We start from the raw sequence: 19,464 nt of genomic DNA on the forward strand, positions 1-19,464 counted from the left end.
GCCTTGCACTGAGAAGGCCGGGAGTCAGTTCGAGTGGAACTGGGGACCGATGGGGAGCACTCGATGATTGTACGGCAGGATGGGTCCAGCCAGCTTGTAGCGGATGGCCAGCTTGAACGCATGACGAAGGAAGGCTTCGGGGTCTCGGAGATTGGGGTTCTCACGCCGGAACTCCCTCCAAGCCGTGTTCCACAGACCACCGCGACCCGTTCCGCTGTGGAGTTGGCGGTGGATGGGTTCCGGAATGAGGAGGGCATACTGGTGGATGTCGATGCGTGCCTGTCTGAACCACTCCCTGAACTCTGGTGCTTGGGGAAACAGGTGGTGCTTGACCAGCTTGCCCTCGTCGCGAGGGAAGGCTGGCAGGGCGCCGTGGCGATAGTGGAAGTGGAACGTCGTTCGTGGCCGAGCCCCCGCTCTCAGTCCCAGGTGCCTCCAGTTCCGGGATGGACCATGGGTTGGAAGACGGTAGGAACCTCGTGCCAGTTCAGCACCGTGAGCGAGGGAAGCTCGCGCCGAAGCTTCCAGATCCACGTCCTCGCAAGCGAAGACGCCGCACTCCCCCTGCTCGCCGTCGCATGCGAGCACGATGCAGGAGTCAGTACCTGAGGACTCGCAGACGCTGGCATCGTCCTGCTCTGTGCTCACCCAAGCTCGCTGGGTTGGGGACGAAGTGCTACACGCCGACAGCAGCAGCGCAACCAGGGACACCCATCGGAGGAGAGTAGTCCAGCCGGACGTTGTCATCGTGGGCTGCTTTATACATCCTGGATGATCTGAACAGTCCCTCATCCTCCCATCGTCTCTGACGACCTTGGCCCAAGCCACCCCAGCGCAAGTAAGAACTTAAGGCGAGCACACCTTCGGAATCATGGGTAGCTCCGGGCGCCACCATGTGGCTCCAATAGAGGACCAGGGTCTACTCCGCGCGCGGCGCCGGCGGCGCGAGCACCGTGCCGCCGTACTGGCTCGCCTCCAGCGTGCCACACGCCGCGCCGATGTCCTTGCCGCCCGAGTAACGCCGCGCGATCGGCGACTTCAGCACCTGCAGGTGGTCCCGGAACGCCTTCAGCTCCTCGGCCGTCGGCGGCTGGTACTTCCCCGTGGGGTCCGTCACGTCGATCAGATCCACCTTGATGGGAATCCCCTCGAACGTGTCCTTCAGCGCCAGCGCGTCCTCGAGCCCCAGGTTGAACCCCGAAATGGCCACGTAGGCGATCATCGCCCGCTCGTTGCGCACCTGGGTGTACTCGCGAATCGCCTCCACCAGCTCCGGCAGCGGGTGCCCCTTCTCAATTGGCAGCACCTTCAACCGCTTCTCCGGAATCGCGCTCGTCACCGAGAACGCCAGCCGGTACGGGTGCCCCTCCTGCGTGTAGCGCCGGATCTGCGGCACCATCCCCGCCGTGGAGAACGTGATGGACGTGCCCGAAATCGCCAGGCCCGCCGGGTGCGAGAGCACCTGCGCCGCGCGGATCGTCTCCGCGTAGTTCAGCAGCGGCTCCCCCATCCCCATGAACACCACCCCGCGCACCGGTCGGTCCGCCTCCTCCCGCACCTGGAGCACCTGGTCGAGGATCTCCCACATCTTCAGGTTGCGCTGGAACCCCAGCTTGCCCGTCATGCAGAAGTCGCACGCCAGCGCGCAGCCCACCTGGCTCGACACGCAGACGATGTACTTGTCGTCGAAGATGGGGATGCGCACCGCCTCCACCCGCCCTCCCAGGGGCGAGGCGAAGAGGTACTTCACGAAGCCATCGTCCGCCCGCCGCCGCTCCACCACCTCCAGCCGCGGCAGCTCCGCGTGGGCGCGCAGGTACTCGGCCACCCGCTTCGGCACCTGCGGGGCCTGACACACCTGCTCCACCGTCTGGGCGCCATGCGCGAACACCGCGGCGAACACCTTGCGCACCGCCGTCGGCGTGGGCGAAAGCGGCGCGAGCACTTGCTCCAACTCCAGGAGCGACAATTGTTTCAGGTTCACGATGCGGACTTGATCTTCGACCGGAGGAACTCGGTCAGCTTCTCGGCCACTTCCTTCGGCATGGCCTGGGCCAGCGCCCGCTTGCACACCCCTGGGGTCGCCTTGTACGTGCGCAGGAAGTCCACGCACGGGGCACACCCTCGCAGGTGCTCTCGTAGGTGCTGCGCATCCTCCGGCGACATCTCGCCGTCGAGGTAGTCCATCAGGAGGTTAATGGAGTCTTTGCAGTTATACATCCGAACCTCGACCGCGGCCTGCCTCGAAACCGTATTCGTTCAGGAGATGCACGGGGCGCTGAAGGGTTTCACGCCCCATGGCTGTCCTGATTGTAGAACTGATCGATGGCCTCTCGAAGCGCAAGCCGCGCCCGGTGCAGGCGGCTCTTGATCGCGGGCACCGAGTCCCCCGTCAGCTCGGCGATCTGTTCGTAACTGAGGCCCTCGACGTCTTTCAAGAGAAACACCTCCCGGTACCCCTCGGGCAGCCGGTCCGTGGCCTGCTGGATCGCCTGCCCCAGCTCCGCGTCCAGGGCCTTCTCCTCGGCGTCCCGGCTCCAGTCCTGCTGGGGGTACTCGGCCAGGCTCCCTCGCTCGGTGAACTCCGGGCCCTTGAGCTCTTCCTCGGCCGCCTGCACCACCCGCCGGTGCCGCAACCGCATGAGGGCGTGGTTCGCCGCGATGCGGTGGACCCACGAGCTGAAGGCCGCATCCCCCCGGAAGTCCTTGAGGTGCTGGTAGGCCGACAGGAAGGTGTCCTGGGTAATCTCCGCCGCGTCCGCCTCCGAGCGCGTCATCCGCAGCGCCAGGCCGAACACCTTGTCCCGGTGGGTGTCCACCAGCTCCTCGAACGCGCCCATGTCTCCAGACTGCGCGCGGGAGAGCAGCTGCCGGTCTTCTTGCTGGGGTACGACCTCATTGGACATTGGTTTGCAACCTTCCAGCCATGGCGACGGGCGTCAAGGCCGTCAACGCGTCTTCCGGGCGGGGGCCCGGCTCACATGGCGACTATCTTTCACCCAGAATCGAAAGGGCTCGGCCGCCCACGCCCCGGCGTAGTCCACGCCAATGCGCGGCCCCCGGGCCACCCGCCCCTCCTCCACCGGCTGGCCCGCCGTGAGGTACAGCGCGGAGGACTGAAGTTCCAAGCGGTTATGCGCCAGGGTAATGCCAAAGGCGCTGCACAGGCGGCCAGGCCCATCCGTGCGGCGCTCGGGGGGGAGCCCCTCCACGGGCTCCACGGCGCGCACCAGCACCGCCGCGCCCACTCCGGGCGCCTCCGTCACCACGTTGAAGCAGTGGTGCATTCCATAGATGAGGTAGACGTAGGCGCGCCCCGCCGGCCCGAACATCACCTCGGTGCGCGGGGTGCGCCCCTTGGCGGCATGACACGCCAGGTCGTGCTCCCCAATATAGGCCTCGGTCTCGACAATCCGGCCCACGCGGCGCGCCCCCCCCTCCTCCTCCAGGATGAGGTGGGTACCGAGCAGCTCGCGGGCAACGGTCAGCGTGGGGCGGGCGAAAAAGGATTCGGGTAGGCGCACGGAAAGGGGGTGGGGAAAATTGTCCCCGGGTACAACGGACGACCCCCTCTCCTCCTTCCCCATGCAGGCAAGCATCCAGCCGAAGGGGCTCTCACAACAGTTCACACCGACGACGGGCTGGGGCAGATTGCGCGCATGCTCCCTACCGGCCGCCTCTCCGGCCTTCTTCTGCCTGTCTTCTCCCTCCGCTCGCGCACCGACTTCGGCATTGGCAACTTCGGTGCCATGGAAGGCCTCTTCCGTTGGATGAACGAGGCCCGCCAGAAGATCCTCATGGTGCTGCCGCTGCTGCCCACCGCGCCGGGGGACTCCAGCCCCTACGCCACGCGCTCGGCGTTCGGCCTCAACCCGCTCTTCATCGACCTGCACCAGGTGCCGGAGTTCCAGGCCACCGGCGGCGAGGCGGCGCTGTCGGAGGAGCACAAGCGCCAGCTGGCCGAGGCGCGCGCGGCCCACCGGGTCCGCTATGACCTGGTGTTCCCGCTCAAGGACGCCGCGTTCGCCCGGGCCTTCGCGCACTTCGAGCAGAAGGAGTGGGCGGCCCGCACGCCGCGCGCCCGCGAGTTCCAGGCGTGGCGAGAGGCGCAGGGCGAGTGGCTGGAGAGCTACGCCCTGTTCACCGCCATCTCCGAGGACCAGCAGCGCCGCGCGTGGTGGGAGTGGCCCGAGCCGCTGCGCACCCGCCAGCCCGACGCCCTGCGCGCCGAGGGCACCCGGATGGAGAGCCGCGTGCGCTACCACGCGTGGCTACAGTGGCTGGCCGAGCAGCAGTGGAACCGCGTGCGCGAGCAGGCCAAGGCGCGCGGCATCCTCCTGTGCGGCGACGAGCCCTTCATCATCGGCCAGGACAGCGCGGACACCTGGGCGCACCCGGACATCCTCCGCAGGGATGCGCGCCTGGGCGTGCCGCCGGATGACTTCTCCGCCACCGGCCAGGACTGGGGCCTGCCCTACTTCGACTTCGCGGCGATGGAGAAGGAGGACTACCGCTGGCTCAAGGCGCGCGCGGTCAAGGCGGCCAGCTACTACGACTTGCGCCGGGTGGACCACGCGGTGGGTTACTTCCGCCAGTGGATCCGCGACGAGAAGACGCCCACCGGGCGCTTCATCCCTCCGGACGAGGAGAGCCACAAGCGCCTGGGCGAGCGGCACTTCCGCCTGCTCTCGGAGAACGCGGGCATCATCGCCGAGGACCTGGGCGTCATTCCTCCGTTCGTGCGCAAGATTCTGGCGGACCTGGGACTGCCCGGCTACCGGGTGATGCGCTGGGAGCGCGACGACGCCACCTACCGCAACCCGCACCAGTACCCGGCCGTGTCGCTGGCCACCACGGGCACCCACGACACCGAGCCGATGGCCGACTGGTGGGAGGCCGCGCGCGATGACGAGCGGGCCGCCGTGGCGCGCGCCTGGCCGGAGTTCCAGGGCATCAGCGCCACCAAGGAGTTCACCCCCGAGGTACACCGGGTGATGCTGGCCGCCGCGCTCAACTCCAACAGCAACCTGTGCGTGCTGCCGTGGCAGGACATCCTCGGCACGCGCGAGCGCATCAACCTGCCGGGCACCATGAGCGACAGCAACTGGGCCTACCGGATTACCCAGGACGTGGAGCGCCTGCTGGAGGATGAGCAGTCGCGCGGCGCGGCCGAGCGCCTGGCGTGGCTCACCGCCTCCGCCCGCCGCTGAAGTCCTCCGCTTCGCGGGGCCCGGGTCGGGGCCCCGCCAGGGCGCTCAGTCGTCGTTCTTGACGCAGCGGACCTGAACGGGCAGCCCATCGAAGAGGACGCAGCGCCGGTTGGGCTCCAGGCAGTCCACCCGGGCGCAAATGTCGGTGGTGAGACACAGCGGGGGCGAGCGCCCGTAGTCGAAGAGCATCTCCCCGCAGAACTCGAGCTCGTCGGCGCACAGCAGGGCCGGACACTCGACGACGTCGTCCAGGTTGCGGCCTTCCTTGAGCTTCATCGCCTCGGCGTCGCTCGGCCCGCAGGAGAGCACCGCCGCCAGGGCCGCGCCGAGCAGCCCCCTCATTGGCCATGTCATATGTCCCACTCTGGCCCAGCCGGAGCCCTCTTGCACGCTTGATGGCATGGAGTGTCCGGGATCCGCCCTTCCGCCCCTCTAGGGCTGAAAACGCGACAGCGGCACGCGGCTTGCGCGTCGGAAACGGGTCAACCGACGGGCGAATGGATATGAACACGTCCCGTGGACGTGGCTCTCTTCCGACACCGGCTCCTGCCCCCCCTGTTCCTGCTGGCCCTGGCCTGCGCCTGCGCCACCGCCAAGCCCCGACCCGATGCGCAAGAGGTCGATGACCTATCGATAAAAGGCACCGACAAGGTCGACGACGGGGACATCAAGGCGAAGATCCTCACCACCGAGACGCCCTGGTGGGAGCCGCTCTGGCCCTTCGACAACGGGCCCTCCTATTACGACCCCAACGCGTGGCAGGCGGACCTGCGGCGCATCGAGCGCTACTACCAGTCGCAGGGCTACTACCAGGCCCAGGTCGTCTCGAATGAGGTGAAGCCCTCGGGCAAGGACCAGGTGGCGCTGGAGGCCACGGTGACCGAGGGCGCGCCCACGACCATCGGGGCCGTCAAGGTGTCCGGCATGGAGGCGCTGCCACAGGACCACCAGCGGCGCGCGCAGGCGGACCTGCCGCTCAAGGAGAAGGCCGTCTTCCGCGAGGAGGACTGGGTGGGCGTCAAGGAGCTCATCCAGGGGCGGCTGCGCGAGCTGGGCTACGCGGAGGCCGAGGTGGGTGGCGAGGTCCAGGTGGACGTGGGTACCCACACCGCCACGGTGGACCTGCAAGTCAAGCCGGGCCCGCGCTACAAGTTCGGCAACGTCTTCGTCGCCACCGACCCCGACCCGAAGGTGGCGCCCCGGCGCATCATCGAGCAGGCCCAGGGCGCGGTGCGCAAGGGCGACTGGTTCAGCGAGTCGGCGCTGGCCGAGGCCCAGGCGCGCGTGTTCGGCATGGGCGTGTTCGGCGCGGTGAAGGTCAACCGCGGCGCGCCCGACCCGGAGGCCGTCACGGTGCCGGTGGTGGTGGACGTGCGCGAGGCGCCGCTGCGCTCGGTCCGACTGGGCGGCGGCTTCGGCGTGGACATCACCCGCCAGGAAGGCCGCGTGCTGGCGGAGTGGACCAACCGCAACATCTTCGGCGGGCTGCGGCGGCTCACGGTGCGCGGGCGCGTTGGCTACGCCTTCCTGCCCTCCATCTATTCGACCGTCTCCGGGGACGAGAACGCCAAGAGCGGCGTGGTCTTCGACGCCACCACCGAGTTCGAGCAGCCGCGCTTCCTCTTCCGGGACGTGCGCCTGCAGGCCTCGGTGTCCGGCGAGAAGGGCCTGGAGCAGGCCTACTCCTTCGTCGGCGGGCGGACGCGCACCGGCCTCATCTGGCAGCCGCACCCGGACCTGTCCGTCTTCCCCTCCTACAACCTGGAGGTCTACTTCCTGTCGGGCAAGGTCGGCACGGATGCGATCATCCCTCCGATTACCCTCGGCTGCCGCGAGCGAGACCTGGACGACTGCACCATCGCGCTGAGCTACCTGGAGACCACGGTGGCGTGGGACCGGCGGGATGACAGCAGCGAGCCTCGCAACGGCTACTACGCCTCGCTCTCGCTGCAGGGCGGTGGCGGGCCGCTGTTTGGCGACTTCAACTACGTGCGCGTGCTGCCGGACCTGCGCTACTACCACTCCTTCGGGCTCGCGCAGCGGCTGACGCTGGCGGGCAAGGTGCGCCTGGGGACCCTGATCCCGTTCTCCCGGGGCGAGGAGGAGGCGACGAGCTCCATCGTCACCCGCTTCTTCTCCGGCGGCGGCAACTCCATGCGCGGCTTCAACAGCCGGCGCCTGTCGCCGCAGGTGGCCGTGGATCCATCGGACCCCACCGCCGGCACCGTGCCGGTGGGCGGCAACAGCCTCGTGGAGACTTCACTGGAGGTGCGCTACCGGCTGACCGAGAGTCTGGTGGTCGCCAGCTTCTGGGACACCGGGTACGTGGGCCAGGAGTCACTGAAGCCCGGCTTCGCGGCACGCAACGAGCTCTACCACGCGGTGGGGCTGGGCTTGCGCTACCTGACCGTGGTGGGCCCCCTGCGAGTGGACATCGCCCGACGGTTGAACATCGGCCCCCCCTTGTTCGTGGACAGCCCCGGATACACCTATCCTTCCTCCGGGAGCTGTTTCGGCCTGGGGGGCAAGAAGACGACCTATGCCGGGGCCCCTGAAGGGCTCTGCACCTTCCAACTGTCGATTGGAGAAGCGTTTTGACGGAAGCCACCCCCAAGAAGAGCCACGCGCCCTGGAGACGTTGGGTGCGGCGCATCGTCTGGGGCGTGCTCGGCCTGGTGGCACTGGTGGTGCTGCTGGTGGGCGGGGCGCTCTTCTTCCTGACGACTCCCTCGGGCGAGCTCTGGCTGCGCGACAAGGTGGTGCCCATCGCCAACGAGCAGATCTCCGGCAAGCTGGAGGTGGGCTCGTTGGACCTGAGCCTCTCGGGGCTCACCGTAAGGGACTTGAAGCTCTACACGCCCGAGGGCGAGCTGGTGGCGGAGGTGGCCCTGGTGGACGCCCGCCTGTTGCTGGCGCCCCTGGCGCTCCAGCACGTGGAGCTGACGTCCGCCCGCATCGAGCGCCCGCGCCTCTACCTCGTGCAGGATGAGCGCGGCCTCAACCTGTCCCGAGCGATAGAGCCTCGCACGCCCAAGCCCGAGGAGCCGGACCAGGGCCGGGGCTCGCTGCGCCTCACCCTGAGGGACTTCCGCCTGGAGGATGGCTACGTCGACTTCGAGGCGGACGCCCCGGAGGGCACCCGCCAGGTGCGGCTGGAGGACCTCGACGCCAACGGCTCGGCCAGCTATGGGGCGGCGAAGCGCTCCTTCAACGCGCGGCTGGAGGCCACCGGCGGCCTGTCGCGCCCCGTCACCGGCCCCGTGAAGGTGTCCCTGCAAGGCCAGGGCGAGGAGGAGAACCTCTCCTCGGACGTGAACCTCACCGTGGCCGGGCTCGAGGTGGCGGTCCGCGGCGGCATGCGCGGAATGAATGAGGCGTGGATGGAGCTCAAGCGTCTGTCCCTCGCGCCGGACACGGCGCGTGCCTTCTTGCCGAGCTACCCGCTGCTGGTACCCGTCTCCCTGGAGGGCAACGCCCAGAAGCAGGGCGACGTGGCCCGCGCCAGCCTGGACGCGCGGGCCGGCAAGGCCACGTTGGACCTCGACGGCTCCTTCAACATCGCCACGCTGCGCAGCGATGGCCTCACCCTGCAGGCGCGCGACATCGACCTGGCGGAGCTGGTGGAGAACGGGCCGACCACCTCCATCGTCGCCAGCCTCACCGCGCGCGGCGGCGGCACCAGCCTGGAGACGCTCGATGGCGACGTGGAGCTCAACATCTCCCCGTCCAAGTTCAAGCAACAGCCCCTGGGACCGGTGGAGCTGCGCGCCAGCGCCAAGGACGGCAACTACCTGCTCTCCCGCCTGCGGGTGCTGGTGCCGGGCGCCTCGCTGGACGCGAGCGGCCAGGGCTCCGTCGATAAGATTCAGGTGAAGGGCAGCCTGAGCGCCTCCAACCTGGCCGTGCTGGCGCAGACGGTGGGCAAGCTGGGCCCGGGCCCGGCGCTGCCGATGACGGGCGCCGGAGCGCTGGACTTCCAGGTCGAGGGGCCGCTGCGCGCCCCGGGCGTGGAGCTGTCGGGCACCTTCGCCTCGCTGGGCTACGCGGACACGCAGATCCAGAACCTCAACCTGAAGGCCGCGCTGCCGGACGTCACCCGACCGCTCACGGTGGATGCCTCGCTGGTGGTGGGCGAGCTGCGCACCGGTGGGCGTACCCTGCAGAACGTCTCGGCCGTCATCGCCACCAAGGAGCGGGCGTTGCAGGCCATCGTGCGCACGGCGGGCGACATCCCGCTGAGCCTCGATGTGGCTGGCACCGTGGACGAAGACCAGCAAGGCCTCGCGCTGAAGGCGCTGACGCTGGCCTACCCGGAGGCCACCTGGACACTCCAGGGCCCCACCCACGTGGGCTTTGGCGGTGGGCACATTCAGGTGAAGCCCGCCCTGCGGCTCGCCTCCGACGCGCAGAGCCTGGCCGTCACGCTGGACATGGAGGGCGAGCGCGTGGACGGGCTCGTGGACGTGGGGGCGCTGGATCTCACGCGGCTGCCCAAGTCCGTCGTGCCCGAGACGCTCAAGCTGGGCGGCGTGCTCTCGGCCCGGGTGAGCGCGCGTGGGCGCCTGCCGCGTCCGGACGCCGAGCTCTCCGTCACCCTCGTGGATGGCCGCTTCCAGGAGTACTCGGACATCGACGTGAGCCTCAAGGGCACCTACGTGAAGGACCGCGCCACTGGCACGCTCTCGGCGGAGGTGCCCGCCGCGCGCGTCACCGCGGACTTCGACGTGCCGGTGCAGGGCGTGCTGCGCCGCCGCCGCGACGAGCTGAACCTCAAGGTAAACCTGGCCCGCCTCAACATCGAGGAGGTGCGCAAGCTGCTGAACCGCCCCGAGCCCGTCACCGGCGAGCTCACCGGCACGCTGGTGGTGACCGGCCCCGCGCGCGAGCCGAAGCTGAGCTTCACGCTGAGCGGCGAGGGGCTGCACTACGACGACAAGGCCTCCGGGGTGACGCTGCCCCCGCTCGCCTTCAAGCTGAACGCTGCCTCCGACGAGACGGACGGCACGCTGGACGCGCGCCTGGAGGTGCAGGGGCTCGGCCCCCAGACGTACGTGGCCTTGCAGACGCCCTTCACCATGGGCCAGCTCCTGGAGAAGCCTCCCACCGCCGACGAGGTGATGCGCGCGCGGGTACAACTGGAGGCGCGCGCGAACGAGCTGCCCCTGACCCTGCTCGCGGGCATGGGCGGCGTCCAGAAGCCCGGTGGCACCGTGTCGCTGGCGGTGGATATGGCCGGCACTGCGCTCGTCCCCCAAGGCAAGCTGGAGGTGCTGGCCAAAGGGGCCACCGTCAACGGGCTGCCGCCCCAGGATGGCACCCTCACCGTGACGGCTGGGGCCGCGGACATCCGCATGGCCCTGTCGGTGCTCCAGCGCAAGGGCGAGGGCACCACGCCGCTGGCGGAGCTGAGCGCCACCCTCGGCGCGCCCCTGGGCGCCCTTCAGGATCCGGACGTCATCGGCTGGGTGCCCTTCGATTTGAAGGGCCGCCTCCACCCCACACCGCTCATCGAGCTGCCCGGCCTGGCCACCGCGGATCCCGCGCTGCGCGAGCGCGGCCTGCAGGGCGTCATCTCCCTGGAGTTCACCGCGCGCGGCACACCCGCCGCGCCGCAGGTGGACCTCACCGCCGGCCTGCAGAAGCTCGGCGTGGGGACGCTCGCGCTCGGCCAGGCGCGCATCCACTACGGCTACTCGGACGCGCGCTCCCAGTTGGACGCGCTCGTCACCGCGCCCGCCGGAGGCACCCTGCTCTTGAAGGCCGGCATCCCGTTGGACTTGTCCCTGCCCGCCGTGCAGCAAGGGCTGGAGGTGAACCGGGTGCCGCTGGACGTGACGCTGGTGGCCCGGCAGTTCGACATGGGCTTCCTGTCCGGGGCGCACGAGATGGTGCGCAGCCTGGGCGGCGTGCTCGAGGCGGACGCGCACGTGGCGGGCTCCGTGGGCGCGCCCACCCTGCAGGGCAAGGTGAACTGGAACAACGGCCTGATCGGGCTGATGGGCTTCGGCGAGTACCGGGACATCCGCGTCAACCTCGCGGTGACCCAGGAGCGCATCCAGCTCCAGGAGCTGTTCGCGCGCGCCGGCTCCGGTGAGGTGCGCATGAAGGCCGATGCGAAGCTGTCGGGCGGCCGCGCCTATGAGCTCACCGGCGATGCCCAGCTCAAGGACTTCCCCATCATCTCGGAGGATCAGCTCGTCGCCATCACCTCGCTGAACGCGACGATGGAAGGCACCCTGTCCAACGAGCTGGTGAACATCCGCAACCTCAACATCCCCGAGGCCCACATCACGCTGCCCGAGGTGGCGCGCAAGGACCTGCAGCCGCTGCAGCGGCCCGGCGACATCGTCCTGGTGCGCAACGGCGTGCCCGTGGAGAAGCGCCGCCGCAAGAAGGCCGAGCCCGCCAAGAACGCTCCGGCCCTGGGCACCGGCGGCAAGGACTCTCCCGCGGGAGACGCCTCGGCGCAGCTCCCCACCACGGACCCGACGAAGGGCGGCACGGGAACGGGAGGCGCCGGCGCCACGGCCCCGGTCGAGGACGCGGTCGACACGGAGGAGGAAGAGGAGGAGGTGCTGCGCACGTACCGGCTGCTGGTGAACGCCCCGCGCAACATCTGGGTCAAGGGCTCGGACGTGAACATCGAGCTGGGCCTGTCGCCGGGCTTCGAGGTCTCCTACACCGACGAGCCCTTCCTGTCGGGCGAGGTCATCGTCCAGCGCGGCCGGGTGTCGGCGCTGGGCCGGCGCTTCGACGTGCAGAAGGACAGCAAGGTGACGTTCACGGGGCCGCCGCTGGCGCCCTACCTGAACATCACCGCCGAGCACCAGAACGAGCGTGAGAACGTCACGGTGTTCGTCCACATCCGCGGCCAGGGCAAGGACTTCACCATCGAGCCCACGAGCGAGCCGCCCATGTCGGAGACGGAGATCTACACGCTGCTGGCCACGGGGCGCAGCACACTGGAGCGCAACTCGGGCGCCTCCATGACGGCGGGCGCGCAGGCGGCCTCGGTGGTGGGCTCGCTGGTGGCCTCGCAGGCCAAGAAGGCCATCGCCGCCGAGCTGCCCCTGGACGTGTTCTCCATCGAGGCGGGAGAGGGCGGGCTGGCCGGCACGAAGCTCGAGGTCGGCACGTACCTCACGGACAAAATCTACGTGGGTTACACCGGCCGGGTGGGCGTCACCGCCCAGGACCGCGAGAACGCCAACGCGGTCCGCTTCGAATACCAGTTCAGCCCGCAGTGGAGCTTGGAGGCCAACTACGGAGACGCGCGCTCCGGAGGCCTGGACCTCATCTGGAGCAAGGAGTACTGAGCCGGCTCACAGCGCGTAGATCTGATAGCAGGCGCCCACCGGGCCGCTGCCCGTGGAGCCCGCGTTGGGGGCCGACTGCCACAGGCCCTCGGCGCCGCACTGGTGCCAGAGCCCATCACCGCTGGACTGCACGCAGGTGCGCGTGGCCACCGAGCGGCCCAGCGTGGCCGAGGGGCAGTACGGGTACGAGGCGGTGCAGTTGGTCGGCTTGGTGGTGGAGCCGTCGGTGAAGACGCCCGCCAGGCACTGGCGCCACAGCGCATCCGAAGAGCTCTGCACGCAGGTGTACTCGGCGACGTCCGCGTCCACCGTGCCCGTGTAGCAGGTGGCCGTGCCGGTGCCCCACGCGTACTCGGTCTTGAAGCGGTTGAACACCGAGGCCACCAGCGACGAGCCGCCCACCGTCGTCTTGCCGCACTGGATGGCGTAAGCGCCGACCCACGGGGTGTACGTGTAGAGCGCGGCGGTGGCCTTGTTCACCGGCTTCACCGTGCACGGATCCGACGTCTGCTTGCTCAGCCCCACCTTCCAGCCGGACACGGTGGTGCGGCCCGCGTCCAGGTCCGTGAAGTAGCCTTTGATCTTCTTGGCCGAGCACTCGATCTGGTTGCCGAAACCCGCGTAGCTCACGTCACAGCCGGAGGTGTCGGGGCAGCCACAGCCCGTCGCCTTGGCCAGGTTGTTGGAGGTGCCGCTGGTGATGAGGCTCGACTCCGTCTGGATGCGCGCCAGCATGTAGAGCGGGCTGATGCCGTACGCCTTGGAGCGCTCGACGATGAGCGCCGAGGCCTTCTTGTTCCACGCCGGGTCGGTATAGCCCGCCAGATAGCTGCCCTTCTGCTGAAGGAACTGCTGCACCTGGGTGGTGGTGATCCACTGACCGCCCCGGATGTCCGCGTCCTCGAGCAGCCGGTGCATGTCGTACTTGGTCGTGGCCTCCATGAGCAGTTCGCCCGTGAGTTCGTCCACCACGGGCTCGTTCTCGGTGGGACCGCAGGCCACGGCCAGCAGGGCGGGCAACAGCAGCAAACCAACGCGCGTCTTCATTGAGACCTCTCGGCGAGGGGGGGCGCGCGTCTTACCGGGCTTCATCCTCGTTTTCCAAGAAATCCTTATTTGTCCAGATTCAGTGGATTGTTTTCTCAACAGTGAAGTGCGGCGCGAGCGGAGCATTGCGGCGCGAGCGGACCCGGCCGGCACGACAGCAAGCAGCCTTGGCGCGAAGACTCCTGTGGAGGCCTCGGCCCTCGGTACGATTCGGTCCCCCAGCGCGAGCATGGCTGGTGAAGGAGCCCTCACATGCGAACTGCCCCCCTCTTCTTCCGCCCCCTCACCGCGGCCTGTCTGCTGGGCCTGGCGGCCTGTTCCTCCTCGCCCTCCTCGGAGGAGGCGGCCGAGGAGATCCGCTCCCTGGGTGAGTTCCAGTCAGGCATCGCCACCTATTACGACGCGACGGGCGCGGGGCACTGTGGCTTCGACAAGAGCCCCAATGACATGAACGTGGCGGCGATGAATGCGCCGCAGTTCGCGGGCACCGCGGTGTGCGGCGCGTGCGCGGAGGTGAAGGGTCCCCAGGGCACGGTGGTGGTGCGCATCGTCGACAGCTGCCCCGAGTGCAACGCGGGCCACCTGGACCTGAGCCGGCAGGCCTTCGAGAAGATCTCCCCGCTGGTGGCGGGCCGGGTGACCACCACCTGGCGCCTGGTCACCTGCCCCGTGGAGGGCCCGGTGCGCTACCGCATCAAGGAGGGCAGCTCGCAGTGGTGGACGTCCATCCAGGTGCGCAACCACCGGCTGCCCGTGGCGAAGTTCGAGTGGCAGAAGGACGGCAACTGGGTGGACGTGCGACGCGACCCGGACTCGAACTACTTCACCGAGGCCTCGGGCATGGGCACCGGACCGGTGAAGGTGCGCATCACCTCCACCGAGGGGCAGACGCTCGAGGACACCCTTCCCCGCATCGAGGCCGAGAAAACATTCGAGGGCACTGCACAGTTCTCGCCGCGCTAGAGAGCCCTTTCCCTGGCGAACAAATGCGCGGGGGGCCTCGCCCTCGCGCATGGGGAGGAACCGCTATGATCAGACACACCCCCTCAGCAGGAGCCACTCCATGCGCGCCGAGAACGTTCCCTCCTTCCACGTACTCCTGTCGGTCGGCCTGTTGGGACTGACCGCCTGCTCGGATTCGCGCCCGGTGGATCCCACAACAGGCCAGCCCGTCGAACCCATCACGGAGATGCAGGACGGCGTGGCGATCCTCTTCTCCACGGACGGTACGGGTAACTGCAACTTCGAGCCGACCCCCAACAGCCTGATCGTCGCGGCGCTCAACACCAACACGTACAACCAGGCCGCGCAGTGCGGAGCGTGCGCGGAGGTGGAGGGCCCTCAAGGAGAATCGGTGGTCGTGCGCGTCATCGACGTGTGCCCGAGCTGCACCGAGAACCAGCTGGCCCTGAGCTCGCAGGCCCTCGGAGCCATCGCCCCGCCGGAGAGCCTCCAGACGACGATGCGCTGGCGCTACGTCACCTGCGGGGTGGAGGGCCCGGTGCGCTACCGCTTCAAGGAGGAGAGCGGCCCGTACTGGACCGCCGTCCAAGTACGCAACCACCGGCTGCCCATCTCGAAGTTCGAGTGGCAGAAGGACGGCGCGTGGGTCGAAGTCAAACGCGAGTCCTACAACTACTTCGTCGAGACCTCGGGCATGGGCGCCGGGCCGGTGAAGGTGCGGATCACCGCCAATGACGGCCAGCTGCTCGAGGACACCCTGCCCTCCATCGCTGGGGGCCTGGTGGTCGACGGTGCTGCACAATTCAAGGTAGACTGAAATCTCCCGATCTTTTTGATCGAAATGTTGCTGGGGCGGCGCAACTTGATTCTCGAATCGGCCGAGAAAAGGGGCACGTCACTCTCAACCGGAGAGAAATCCCGTGTCCACCACCACTGTCCGCCCCGGCGACAAGACCTACCAGGTTCGTCGCGGAGATACCCTCAGCGAGATCGCTGAGCGCTACAAGACCACGTCGGCCAAGCTCGCCAAGGCCAACAACCTCAGCAACCCCAACCACATCCTCGCCGGGCAGAAGCTGATCGTCCCCGCCAAGGCGAACGCCTCGGACGGCTTCGAGCGTCCGACGGCGAAGCCGGCCACCAAGCCGGCCGCCAAGCCGAGCACGGCGGCCAGCGGCACGGCGAACCGCGCCGTGAGCTCGGTGAAGGATGACGACGGCCGGCGCTTCAGCACCTCGCGCGACGGCACGCCCATGTACCGCCAGGGCGACTCGCAGTGGGGCGGCCGGCGCCTGGGCACCAGCTCGAGCCTGGCCGCGGCCGGCTGCGCGATGACGGCCACTGCCATGGCCATCAGCAAGATCTCCGGCAAGGTGATCAACCCCGGCGAGCTGGACGCGTTCCTGGACAAGAACCGGGGCTACTCGGGCAACGCGCTCATCTGGGGCAAGGCCGCGCAGATGGCGGGCATGGGCGCCACCAAGGCGGCCTGGAACTTCAACACCATCAACAAGCAGCTGGATGTGGGCCGCCCGGTGGTCATCGGCGTGAACCACAAGCCCGGCAGCAACGGCGGCGCCAACGGCACCGACCACTGGATCACCCTGACCGGCCGCGGCCGCGAGGGCGGCAAGAACGTCTACTACGCCAATGATCCGGCCACCGGGAAGCAGATCACCCTGCGTCAGCAGGGCAGCCAGCTGCTGGGCGGCAAGTACAACACCACGGGCGAGCTGGTGACGTTCTCGGGCGGCCGGGCCAAGCCGGGCACGGGCGGCGCGGCGCCGAGCAAGCCCGCCACGCCGAGCAAGCCCGCGCCGAAGCCGGCCACCTCGCTCAAGGGCATGACGCTGCCCGCGGGGGACCTGGAGCGCGGCAAGTCGGGCGCGGCGGTGAAGCAGCTTCAGAGCGCGCTGGTGAAGCTGGGCCACATGACGGCGGCGGAGATGCGCACCGGGCCGGGCGTGTTCGGCCCGCGCACGGAGGACGCGCTCAAGGAGTTCCAGAAGAAGCACGGCGTGCCGTCCACGGGCTACTACGGTCCGCTGACGCGCGCGGCGATGAAGAAGATGGGCGCCAAGGTGGGCGGCACCGCTCCCACGGCGCCGACGAACCCGACGACGCCGGGCTCGACCAAGGGCGGGGTGACGCTGAGCCAGCTCAAGTCGATCATGCCGCACCTGTCGGACGCTCGGGCTCGGCAGACGCTGCCGCACCTGAACAAGGCGATGGCGGAGGCGAAGATCAACACGCCCAAGCGCCAGGCGGCCTTCATCGCGCAGCTGGCGCACGAGAGCGGCGAGTTCCGCTACTTCGAGGAGCTGGCCTCGGGCCGCGCCTACGAGGGCCGTCGGGACCTGGGCAACATCCACCCGGGTGACGGCGTGCGCTACAAGGGCCGCGGGCCCATCCAGCTGACCGGCCGCTCCAACTACCGGGCCGCGGGCCGCGCGCTGGGCATCGACCTGGAGGGCAACCCCAAGCGCGCCGCGGACGTGGACGTGGGCTTCCGCACGGCGGCGTGGTTCTGGAACAGCCGCAACCTCAACAGCTACGCGGACGCGGGCAACTTCCGCGAAGTCACGCGCCGCATCAACGGCGGCTACAACGGCCTGGCCAGCCGGCAGGCGTACTACAGCCGCGCGCTGAACGTGCTGACCTGATCCACACCGTCGGCCATCACGCACGGGGCCTGGGGAGCACTCCAGGCCCCGTCGTCGTTGCGGGCTCTTGGCGAGCAGGCGGGCAGGCCCCTGTCCCTCCCGGGAGTCTGAGGGCCCGGCGGTATTCCCGGGCAGGACATAGCCTTCCCGCTGGGGGAAGGATGGATCAGTCCGTAACAGCCAGTGGCGGCATGGCCACGCTGTGGCACACCACGTGGCTTCGCGCGCTCGTGCTGGGGATGGCGTTCTTCGCGCTGGGGCGGCTGGCGGGGCAATTCTCCTTCTCGCCGCACTCGGGCTCCGTGCTGTGGCTTCCGGGCGGGCTCTCGCTGGCCTTCCTCCTGCGCTCCCCCACGCGGAGCTGGCCCGCCCTGCTCCTCGCCGTCTTCCTGGCCGAGTTCAGCTCGGCGCTCGTGCATGGCCTCGGGGTCCCGCTCTGGGTGGCGGCCTGCTGGGGGGTGGGCAACTGCCTGCGCACCCTGCTGGGCGCCTGGCTGATGCGGCGCTTCGTGGGCACCTCCATCCAGCTCACCCGCCGCTGGGAGATCGCCGGGTTGATCCTCTTCGGGGGCCTGATCAGCCCGCTGCCGAGCGCCACCCTGGGCACCCTCACGGGAATGCTGTGGTCTGGCGCGCCGGCCCTGTCCGCCACCGAATGGGTGAGCTGGTGGCTGAGCGACGCGCTGGGGACGGTGCTGGTCGCGCCCCTCCTGCTGACGTGGAGTCCGGGGCTGTTGCGCCCGAAGCGGGCGCACAACCTGCTGGAGCTGGGCGCGCTCCTGGTGCTGACGGCGCTCGTCACCACGTTCCTCTTTGACTGTCACGAGCCCCAGGGACTGCGCGCCTCCCTGCCCTATGCCAGCTTCCCTTTCATCCTCTGGGCGGCGCTTCGGCTGGGCCCGCTGGGGGCGGCGAGCACCTCGGCGATGCTGGCAACGGTCGCGATCTGGCACACCCGCGCTGGGAAGGGTCCTTTCGGAGCCCTGGCTGTCGCGCCCTATGAGCAGGTCCTCACCGTGCAGCTCTTCCTGGCGATCCTCAGCCTCTCCGCGCTCACCCTGGCGGCGGTGTCCTGCGAGCGCAAGCGCTCGGAGTCCCTTCAACACCTGCTGGCGGAAGCCGGCACGGTGCTCGCGGCCTCCCTGGACATCCGGGTGACGTTTCCACGCGTGGCGCGCCTCCTCGTCCCCAGGGCATTCCATGGCTGCGCGCTGTGGCTGGTCGCGCAGAACGGGCTGCTGGAGCGGGTGGCACAGGCAGGGTGGACACCCGAGCGCGAGGCCCGCCTGCGAGGGCGCCTGCCGCCGCTGCCTTCCCGCTCGCTGCGCTGGTGTACCCCGGAGGGAACGGTCGTGCTGGCCCCGCTCCGGCTCCAAGGCGCCGTGCAAGGTGCGCTCGTGCTCATGAACGATGAGCGGGTCTGGGGGCCGGGCACCGATGAGGTCTCGCTGGTCGAGGACCTGGCCCACCGATGCACCATGGCCCTGGAGAACGCGCGCCTCTTCACGGAGGTCCAGCAAGCCGTCGAGGCGCGCAACGAGTTCATCGCCGTCGCCGCGCACGAGCTGCGCACGCCGCTGACCGCGCTCACGCTGCGCATGCGGAGCTTGGAGACGCTGCTCCAGCGAGAGCGGGCCTCCGAGGTGGCGAAGGAGAAGGTGCGGACGACCTCCCAGCAGCTCGCGCGGATGAGTCAGCTCATCGAGCGCCTGCTGGACGTGGGGCGCATCACCACGGGCCGCTGGGAGCTGCACCGCGAGCCGGTGGACGTGTCGGAGCTGGTGGAGCTGGTGGTGGAGTCCTTCCATGAGGAGGCCGCACGGCGCGGCAGCTCGCTGCGGGTGGAGGCCGAGACGGGGCTTACCGCGTGGTGGGACCGAGGACGCATCGAGCAGGCGCTCACCAACCTGCTGGCCAACGCGCTCAAGTTCGGCGCCGGGCACCCCATCGATGTCCAGCTCACCCACGGAGAGGATTGGGTGAGGATCACCGTGCAGGACCACGGCATCGGCATCGCCCCCGAGGCGCTGGAGCGCATCTTCGAGCGCTTCGAGCGCGCCGTGTCCTCACGCGAGTATGGCGGGCTGGGCCTGGGCCTGTTCCTCGCCCGGCAGATCGCCGAGTCCCACGGCGGGGAGATTCACGTGCAGAGCCAGCCGGGAGAGGGGGCGGCCTTCATCCTGGAGCTGCCCTTGGGACCGCGCCCTGCTCGGAGGGAGGAGGAGCCGCGCCCCGCGCATCAGGCTTGAGGGCATCGCCGGCTCG

The 19,464-nt window shown here is 69.2% G+C and carries 14 protein-coding genes and 1 pseudogene; 8 read left to right on the forward strand and 7 right to left on the reverse strand.

Annotated features, from left to right (window positions below; all coding sequences use genetic code 11):
- Positions 1 to 24: 24 nt before the first annotated feature.
- The 5 genes from sitA6 to SYV04_RS13710 form a co-directional block, all read right to left on the reverse strand.
- Positions 25 to 747: a SitA6 family polymorphic toxin lipoprotein gene (gene sitA6 / locus SYV04_RS13690; protein ID WP_479691440.1), complete on the reverse strand. Its 723-nt coding sequence runs from the start codon at positions 745 to 747 to the stop codon at positions 25 to 27.
- Positions 748 to 919: 172 nt separating this feature from the next.
- Complete coding sequence (locus tag SYV04_RS13695) at positions 920 to 1,984, reverse strand: radical SAM protein (RefSeq protein WP_321546182.1); 1,065 nt, start codon at positions 1,982 to 1,984, stop codon at positions 920 to 922.
- On the reverse strand, positions 1,981 to 2,220 hold the full coding sequence (locus SYV04_RS13700; protein ID WP_321546183.1) for an anti-sigma factor family protein: 240 nt from the start codon (positions 2,218 to 2,220) through the stop codon (positions 1,981 to 1,983). Before SYV04_RS13700 ends, SYV04_RS13695 begins: the two co-directional genes overlap by 4 nt.
- A 68-nt stretch (positions 2,221 to 2,288) precedes the next feature.
- Positions 2,289 to 2,906, reverse strand: a complete 618-nt coding sequence (locus SYV04_RS13705; RefSeq protein WP_321546184.1) for an RNA polymerase sigma factor — start codon at positions 2,904 to 2,906, stop codon at positions 2,289 to 2,291.
- A 42-nt stretch (positions 2,907 to 2,948) separates the two neighbouring features.
- On the reverse strand, positions 2,949 to 3,524 hold the full coding sequence (locus SYV04_RS13710) for a DNA-3-methyladenine glycosylase (protein ID WP_321546185.1): 576 nt from the start codon (positions 3,522 to 3,524) through the stop codon (positions 2,949 to 2,951).
- 135 nt (positions 3,525 to 3,659) lie between these two features.
- Between SYV04_RS13710 and SYV04_RS13715 the strand changes: the two genes are divergently transcribed.
- On the forward strand, positions 3,660 to 5,210 hold the full coding sequence (locus SYV04_RS13715; protein ID WP_321546186.1) for a 4-alpha-glucanotransferase: 1,551 nt from the start codon (positions 3,660 to 3,662) through the stop codon (positions 5,208 to 5,210).
- A 45-nt stretch (positions 5,211 to 5,255) separates the two neighbouring features.
- Here the strand turns inward: SYV04_RS13715 and SYV04_RS13720 are convergent, their stop codons facing one another.
- Positions 5,256 to 5,552 carry a hypothetical protein gene (locus SYV04_RS13720; protein ID WP_321546187.1) on the reverse strand — a complete coding sequence of 99 codons (297 nt, stop codon included), beginning with the start codon at positions 5,550 to 5,552 and terminating at the stop codon, positions 5,256 to 5,258.
- A 174-nt stretch (positions 5,553 to 5,726) separates the two neighbouring features.
- On the opposite strand from SYV04_RS13720, the gene SYV04_RS13725 reads away from it, so the two are divergent.
- Entirely contained in the window at positions 5,727 to 7,808 is a 2,082-nt protein-coding gene (locus SYV04_RS13725) for a BamA/OMP85 family outer membrane protein (protein WP_321546188.1), read from the forward strand.
- Entirely contained in the window at positions 7,805 to 12,526 is a 4,722-nt protein-coding gene (locus tag SYV04_RS13730; RefSeq protein ID WP_321546189.1) for a translocation/assembly module TamB domain-containing protein, read from the forward strand. The genes SYV04_RS13725 and SYV04_RS13730 overlap by 4 nt, the downstream gene beginning before the upstream one ends.
- A gap of 6 nt (positions 12,527 to 12,532) precedes the next feature.
- On the opposite strand, the gene SYV04_RS13735 is transcribed toward SYV04_RS13730, so the two are convergent.
- Complete coding sequence (locus tag SYV04_RS13735; RefSeq protein WP_321546190.1) at positions 12,533 to 13,573, reverse strand: hypothetical protein; 1,041 nt, start codon at positions 13,571 to 13,573, stop codon at positions 12,533 to 12,535.
- A gap of 252 nt (positions 13,574 to 13,825) precedes the next feature.
- Here SYV04_RS13735 and SYV04_RS13740 point away from each other — a divergent pair, with 252 nt between their 5' ends.
- The 5 genes and pseudogenes from SYV04_RS13740 to SYV04_RS13755 all read left to right on the forward strand — a co-directional run bounded on the left by SYV04_RS13740 (position 13,826) and on the right by SYV04_RS13755 (position 19,448).
- Complete coding sequence (locus tag SYV04_RS13740) at positions 13,826 to 14,536, forward strand: expansin EXLX1 family cellulose-binding protein (RefSeq protein WP_321546191.1); 711 nt, start codon at positions 13,826 to 13,828, stop codon at positions 14,534 to 14,536.
- A 100-nt stretch (positions 14,537 to 14,636) separates the two neighbouring features.
- Positions 14,637 to 15,353 (forward strand): expansin EXLX1 family cellulose-binding protein, encoded by a 717-nt coding sequence (locus tag SYV04_RS13745; RefSeq protein WP_321546192.1) that lies wholly within the window; start codon positions 14,637 to 14,639, stop codon positions 15,351 to 15,353.
- Between the two features lie 436 nt (positions 15,354 to 15,789).
- Positions 15,790 to 16,185 (forward strand): annotated as a pseudogene (locus SYV04_RS43730) (C39 family peptidase); the annotation flags it as partial.
- Positions 16,186 to 16,239: 54 nt separating this feature from the next.
- A complete protein-coding gene (locus SYV04_RS43735) occupies positions 16,240 to 17,199 on the forward strand; it encodes a peptidoglycan-binding protein (protein WP_422723938.1) in 960 nt (319 codons plus the stop codon).
- Positions 17,200 to 17,360: 161 nt separating this feature from the next.
- Entirely contained in the window at positions 17,361 to 19,448 is a 2,088-nt protein-coding gene (locus SYV04_RS13755) for a sensor histidine kinase (RefSeq protein WP_321546194.1), read from the forward strand.
- Positions 19,449 to 19,464: the final 16 nt, after the last annotated feature.

Source organism: Hyalangium ruber (genome assembly GCF_034259325.1).
Classification (GTDB): Bacteria; Myxococcota; Myxococcia; order Myxococcales; family Myxococcaceae; genus Hyalangium_A; species Hyalangium_A rubrum.